This window comes from Candidatus Accumulibacter vicinus, from assembly GCF_000584955.1.
GTDB lineage: Bacteria > Pseudomonadota > Gammaproteobacteria > Burkholderiales > Rhodocyclaceae > Accumulibacter > Accumulibacter vicinus.
In genome coordinates this window covers 78,701-84,793 of the sequence record NZ_JDSS02000031.1, presented here as the reverse complement: position 1 = coordinate 84,793, position 6,093 = coordinate 78,701, and the positions used below count along the sequence as shown (strand labels likewise).

The 6,093-nt window shown below is 58.7% G+C and carries 6 protein-coding genes; 4 read left to right on the top strand and 2 right to left on the bottom strand.

The annotated features are described in order from the left end of the window. Both glnD and map read right to left on the bottom strand, forming a co-directional pair. Nucleotides 1–1,825: [protein-PII] uridylyltransferase (gene glnD, locus CAPSK01_RS14645; RefSeq protein WP_273703748.1), on the bottom strand; the 1,825-nt coding region annotated here is incomplete at its 3' end. Next, nucleotides 1,822–2,631 (bottom strand): type I methionyl aminopeptidase, encoded by an 810-nt coding sequence (gene map, locus CAPSK01_RS14640; protein ID WP_034928154.1) that lies wholly within the window; start codon nt 2,629–2,631, stop codon nt 1,822–1,824. The genes glnD and map, both read right to left, overlap by 4 nt. A gap of 357 nt (nt 2,632–2,988) precedes the next feature. Between map and rpsB the strand changes: the two genes are divergently transcribed. The 4 genes from rpsB to frr all read left to right on the top strand — a co-directional run bounded on the left by rpsB (nt 2,989) and on the right by frr (nt 6,089). Further along, nucleotides 2,989–3,726 (top strand): 30S ribosomal protein S2, encoded by a 738-nt coding sequence (gene rpsB, locus CAPSK01_RS14635; protein ID WP_034928151.1) that lies wholly within the window; start codon nt 2,989–2,991, stop codon nt 3,724–3,726. Nucleotides 3,727–3,851: 125 nt separating this feature from the next. Continuing rightward, entirely contained in the window at nt 3,852–4,748 is an 897-nt protein-coding gene (tsf, locus tag CAPSK01_RS14630; protein WP_034928149.1) for a translation elongation factor Ts, read from the top strand. A gap of 46 nt (nt 4,749–4,794) precedes the next feature. Then, nucleotides 4,795–5,517 carry a UMP kinase gene (gene pyrH, locus CAPSK01_RS14625; protein ID WP_034928147.1) on the top strand — a complete coding sequence of 241 codons (723 nt, stop codon included), beginning with the start codon at nt 4,795–4,797 and terminating at the stop codon, nt 5,515–5,517. 11 nt (nt 5,518–5,528) lie between these two features. Continuing rightward, on the top strand, nt 5,529–6,089 hold the full coding sequence (frr, locus tag CAPSK01_RS14620) for a ribosome recycling factor (protein WP_034928145.1): 561 nt from the start codon (nt 5,529–5,531) through the stop codon (nt 6,087–6,089). The last annotated feature ends 4 nt before the right edge of the window (nt 6,090–6,093 follow it).

Here is a 6,093-nt window from a genome sequence, read left to right as displayed (position 1 = left end):
GCCTGACCGGTACCTGGCCGCCGGCCAGCAGGGTGCGGCAGGTACTCCGGAAAAGCTGTTCGAGGAGCTGTCCTTTCCAGGTATTCCAGACTTTCGGACTGGTGCCGCGAATGTCGGCGACAGTGAACAGGTAGAGTGCGACGAGGTGGCGCTCGTCCTTGACCATCGTGGCAAAGGCACCGAGGATGTCCGGATCGGCGATGTCCTGTTTCTGGGCGACGCTGGACATCAGCAGATGCCAGCGAACCAGCCAGACGATCAGTTGACCGTCCTCGGCCGCAATGCCGTGCTCGGCGCAGAACTCGGCAGCATCCACGGCACCGAGTTCCGAGTGGTCACCGCCGCGTCCCTTGCCGATGTCGTGGAACAGCGCCGCCACGTAGAGTACCCAGCAACGGGGGAAATCACTGATCAACTCGCTGCACAGCGGATACTCATGCGCGAATTCGTCGGCAAGAAAGCGGCGCAGGTTGCGCAGGACCTGCAAGGTGTGCTGATCGACGGTATAGACATGGAACAGATCGTGCTGCATCTGGCCGACAATCTTGCCGAAATTGGGCAGATAGCGACCCAGAATCCCGAACTGGTTCATCCGACGCAGCTCATGCAGCACGCCGCGCGGCTGTTTGAGGATTTCCAGAAAACAGGCGCGATTCTCGGGGTCACGACGGAAATCGGCGTCAATTCGGGTCCGTGCATGCCACAAGGCGCGCAAGGTGCGCGCCGTCATTCCCTGCAGACCGGAGTGTTTCTGCATCAACAGGAAAGCTTCGAGCATCGCCCCGGGCCGTCTGTTGAAGATGTCTTCGTCGACCACATCCAGCAGATCGTGCCGGTTCTGGAAGCGTTCATTGATCGGCAGCGGCCACTGCTCCGGCGGTGGCGATATTGCAGCGCCGATGTTCAGCAGCAGGATCGTGTTGATCTGCGTGACTTCCTTGGCTGTTCGGTAATAACCCTGCATCAGCCGTTCACTGGCCCTGCGGGTGTCGGTGGGAGCGAAACCCATCCGTTCGGCGAGTGCCGTCTGGTAGTCAAACAGCAGACGATCTTCGCGCCGGCCGACGTGCAGGTGCAGGTGTGTACGCAGACGCTGCAGAAAACCGACGCAGCGCTGCAATTGAAGTTGTTCTTCCTGGGTGATGAAGCCGTGCTGCGCGAGATCTTCCCAGGAGTCACCGTAGCCGGCCGCACGGGCAATCCACAGGATTGTTTGCAGATCGCGCAGCCCGCCCGGAGCTTCCTTGCAGTTGGGTTCCAGGCTGTAAGGGGAGTCCTGGTAGCGGCGGTGCCGCTGTTCCTGTTCCATCCGTTTGGCTTCGAAGAAGGCCTGTGGGTCGATCTGTCCCTTGAGTTCTTTACAGGCATCCTGGAACAGTTCGCTACTCCCGGCCAGCAGGCGTGCTTCGAGCAATGCAGTCTGAATCGTCAGGTCGGCGGCGGCGTGCGAACACTCTTCGACAGTGCGCACGCTCGGAGCGATATCGAGAGCGATGTCGTAGAAGAGCGCGACTGCGCGCTCGAGTTGGGCAGTCAGGACCTCGTCGGGCGCTTGTGGCAGCAGCAACAGGATGTCAACGTCGGAGGCGGGATAGAGCTCGCCGCGTCCGTAACCACCGACCGCGACCAAAGCCAGTGAAACCGGCAATGCCAGTGTTCGCCACAGGTCGCAGAGGACTTCGTCTACCAGTTGGCAACGCTCGCGCAACAGACGTGCCGCGTCACCTTCGCCGAGATAACGCTCGCGGATCGTCGTCTGGCCAGAATGCAGGCGCGACCTGCAACCGGCGACGATCGCCGAACGATCGAAGGTTTCGCTGTTCATGGCTGTGACCTGATCCAGTCTGGCCGCAAAGCGGTCGCCTCCGACATGGTGAGGACTTCGTAGCCCGTGTCGGTCACCAGGATGGTATGCTCCCATTGTGCGGACAGGCTATGATCCTTGGTGACGATCGTCCAGCCATCGGCCATGGTTCGAATCGCCGCCTTGCCGGCATTGATCATCGGTTCGATGGTAAACACCATGCCGGCTTTGAGCTCGATGCCGGTATGCGGCCGCCCATAATGAAGGACCTGGGGTTCTTCGTGAAATTTGGCGCCGATGCCATGGCCGCAGAACTCACGGACCACCGAATAGCCGGATTTCTCGGCATGTTGCTGAATCGCGTGACCGATGTCGCCGAGGTGTGCGCCGGCCCGGACCTGCACAATGCCGAGCCAGAGGCAATCGTAGGTGACCTCGCATAGCCGCCGTGCCTGCACGGAGGTTTCACCGACCTGAAACATGCGACTGCTGTCGCCATGGTAGCCGTTGCTGATCACGGTCACGTCGAGGTTGACGATGTCACCGTTCTTTAATTGCCGGTCACCGGGAACGCCGTGACAGACCTGGTGATTGATCGAAGTGCAAATCGACTTCGGATAAGGCTTGTAGCCGGGGGGAGCATAGTTGAGCGGCGCCGGAATGCAGCCTTGAACCTGCACGATGTAATCGTGGCAAAGTTGATCGAGTTCGCCGGTGGTGACTCCCGACTTCACATAGGGCGTGATGTAGTCGAGCACCTCGGCGGTAAGGCGACCAGCGACGCGCATCTTTTCGATTTCTTGAGGAGTCTTGCAGGTAATGCTCATGCGTTGAGGCCAGTGCCAGGTTGAAGAGGAACGAAGGATAAAGTAAGCGGGGAGCTTAGGCAATTTGACGGAGGGTCAATCTTAACCAGAGGGTTGGCGCCTGCAGACTGGTGTCCGGGGTGCCTGAAATCATGTTTAATAATGTTTCGGAATTGAAATTCAACGGATCTTGATGATACTATCACCGGATTTTGCTGATCCCGTCAGCAAAATAGCAAGACGCGCCTTCGTGATGCGTCAGGCGTACTGACGAGGTACGCCAACTACGCACATTCGCCTGTTCAAGGGTGCCTGCCGGAATGGCGGGCTGTAGGTGGGCGGATGGTGGTCCAACCCTGATATTGAAAGTAGGAACGTATGTCTACAACTATGCGACAGATGCTTGAGGCGGGTGTTCATTTCGGCCATCAGACGCGATTCTGGAATCCCAAGATGGCGCCCTATATCTTTGGCGCCCGCAGCAAGATTCACATCGTCAACCTCGAGAAGACGCTGGCCAAGTATAACGAAGCCATGACTTTTGTTCGCCGGCTGTCGGCCAACAAGGGCACCATCCTGTTTGTCGGAACCAAGCGCCAGGCGCGCGAAATCATGGCCGAGGAAGCGTCACGTTGCGCCTCTCCGTACGTCGATCAGCGTTGGCTGGGGGGCATGCTGACCAACTTCAAGACCATCAAGCAGTCGATCAAGCGTCTCAAGGAGATGGAAACCATGTGTGAAGATGGTTCCCTCGATCGGCTCGGCAAGAAAGAGGCACTGATGCTCACGCGCGAACTCGACAAGATGCACAAGTCGATCGGCGGCATCAAGGACATGGGATCGCTGCCCGATGCCCTGTTTGTGATTGACGTTGGTTACCACAAGATTGCCATCACCGAAGCGAACAAGCTGGGTATTCCGATTGTTGCGGTGGTCGATACCAATCATTCACCCGAGGGCATCGATTACATCATTCCGGGTAATGACGATTCCTCGCGCGCCATCCGTCTCTATGCTCGCGGCGTTGCTGATGCCGTTCTCGAGGGACGCAGCCAGTTCGTCGAGGAAATCCTCGACGCTGTATCGGGCGACGAGTTCATCGAAGAAGACGACTGAACGATTGAGCGTCGGCTGTACCGCGCTGGCCGTGCGGCTGGACCTCACGGCCGGTTTGTTTTTTCTGAACGTATCGAATGAACTACGGCCGGCGATTCTGGCCGTGACAGCAAGTGGAGACTGAAATGGCGGAAATTACCGCAAGTATGGTGAAAGAGCTGCGCGAAAGAACCGACGCGCCGATGATGGAGTGCAAGCGGGCGTTGACGGAAGCTGCCGGCGACCTCGCCAAGGCCGAAGAGATTTTGCGCGTCAAGCTTGGTTCCAAGGCCAGCAAGGCGGCCAGTCGGATTACCGCCGAGGGTGTCGTGGCGATCCATAGATCGACCGACGACAAGCTTGGGGCAATGATCGAAATCAACTGCGAAACCGACTTTGTCGGCAAGAATGACGAATTTCTGAAATTGGCCAGGGATTGCGCGGCACTGGTCGCCGAGCATGACCCGGCGGACGTGGCTGCCTTGTCCGCGTTGCCGATGGGCGAGGGCAGCGTCGAATCGACTCGTACTGCGCTGGTTGGCAAGATCGGTGAGAACATGTCGATTCGCCGTTTCGTGCGCATCACGGCCAAGGGCAGGCTCGCTGCCTATGTCCATGGCGGTGCCAAGATCGGCGTCCTCGTCGACTATCTTGGCGGTGACGATCAGCTAGGCAAGGATCTGGCCATGCACATTGCCGCGACCAAACCGAAAGCGCTGGACTCATCGGGTGTTGCCGTTGATCTGATCGAGAGCGAACGGCGGATTGCCATCGAGAAAGCCCGCGAAGCCGGCAAGCCGGAAGCGTTGATCGAAAAGATCGCCGAGGGCTCGATTCAGAAGTTCCTGAATGAAGTGACCCTGCTTGGCCAGGTGTTTGTCAAGGCCGAAGATGGCAAGCAGACCATCGCCCAGTTGCTCAAGGCCAAGGGCGCTTCGGTTGCCGGATTTACGTTGTTCGTGGTGGGTGAGGGGATTGCCAAGCGGACCAACGACTTCGCTGCCGAGGTGGCCGCACAGGCGGCGGCTGCCGCGCAGAAGTGAGCACAGACCCTCTCGATTGACCAAGACCTGCCGGAGCCAGACGCCGATGTCCGAAACCTCGCCAAGTTATAAACGTATCCTGCTCAAGCTCTCGGGCGAGGCATTGATGGGTGGCGATGCCTACGGTATCAACCGGCAGACGATCTCGGCCATCGTTGCGGAGATCAAGGAGGTTGTCGATCTGGGTGTGCAGGTCGGCGTGGTGATTGGCGGCGGCAACATCTTTCGCGGTGTGGCGCCTGCTGCCCGGGGGATGGATCGTGCCCAGGCGGACTACATGGGCATGCTGGCGACGGTCATGAACGGCCTGGCGTTGCACGATGCCATGCGGGCTGCCGGCATGGTTTCGCGGGTACAGTCGGCGCTGAACATTGAACAGGTGGTGGAGCCGTACATTCGTGCCAAGGCGATTCGCTACCTGGAGCAGGGGCGGACGGTGATCTTTTCCGGAGGAACCGGTAATCCGTTCTTTACCACTGACACGGCCGCGGCCTTGCGCGGTGCAGAGATCGGTGCCGAAATCGTGCTCAAGGCCACCAAAGTCGATGGCATCTACTCTGCCGATCCCAACAAGGATCCACAGGCGACCCGTTATGATCGGATCAGCTTCGACGACGCGATCGCACAAAATCTCGCGGTCATGGATGCCACCGCATTTGCGCTGTGCCGCGATCAGAAGCTGCCGATCAACGTCTTCTCGATATTCAAGCAGGGTGCACTGAAACGGGTGGCGATGGGCGAGAAAGAGGGTACGCTGGTCTATTGCTGAGGGAGATTGAGATGTCCATAGCTGAAGTAAAGAGAACCGCTGAACACAAGATGCAGAGATCGCTTGAGACACTCAGGGCCGATCTGGCGAAAGTGCGGACGGGGCGTGCCCACATCGGCCTGCTCGATCATGTGCAGGTCGAGTACTACGGGTCGCTGGTACCAATCAACACGGTCGCCAACGTGACCGTGCTCGACGCCCGTACGCTGGGTGTCCAGGCTTGGGAAAAAGGAATGGCGGCAAAGGTCGAGAAGGCCATTCGTGACAGTGACCTGGGTCTTAATCCAGCCGCTCAGGGAGATCTGATCCGTGTGCCGATGCCGGCTTTGACCGAGGAGAGGCGCCGTGATCTGATCAAGGTGGTGAAGGGCGAGGGTGAAGGTGCCAAGGTTGCGGTGCGTAATTTGCGACGTGACGCCATCGCGACGCTCAAGGAAATGCTCAAGAACAAGGAATGCTCGGAGGATGAGGAGCATCGTGCCCAGGATGAAATCCAGAAGCTCACGGACCGCTATGTGGCGGAAATCGACAGGCAGCTCAGCCACAAGGAAACCGATTTGATGGCCATCTAGCCAC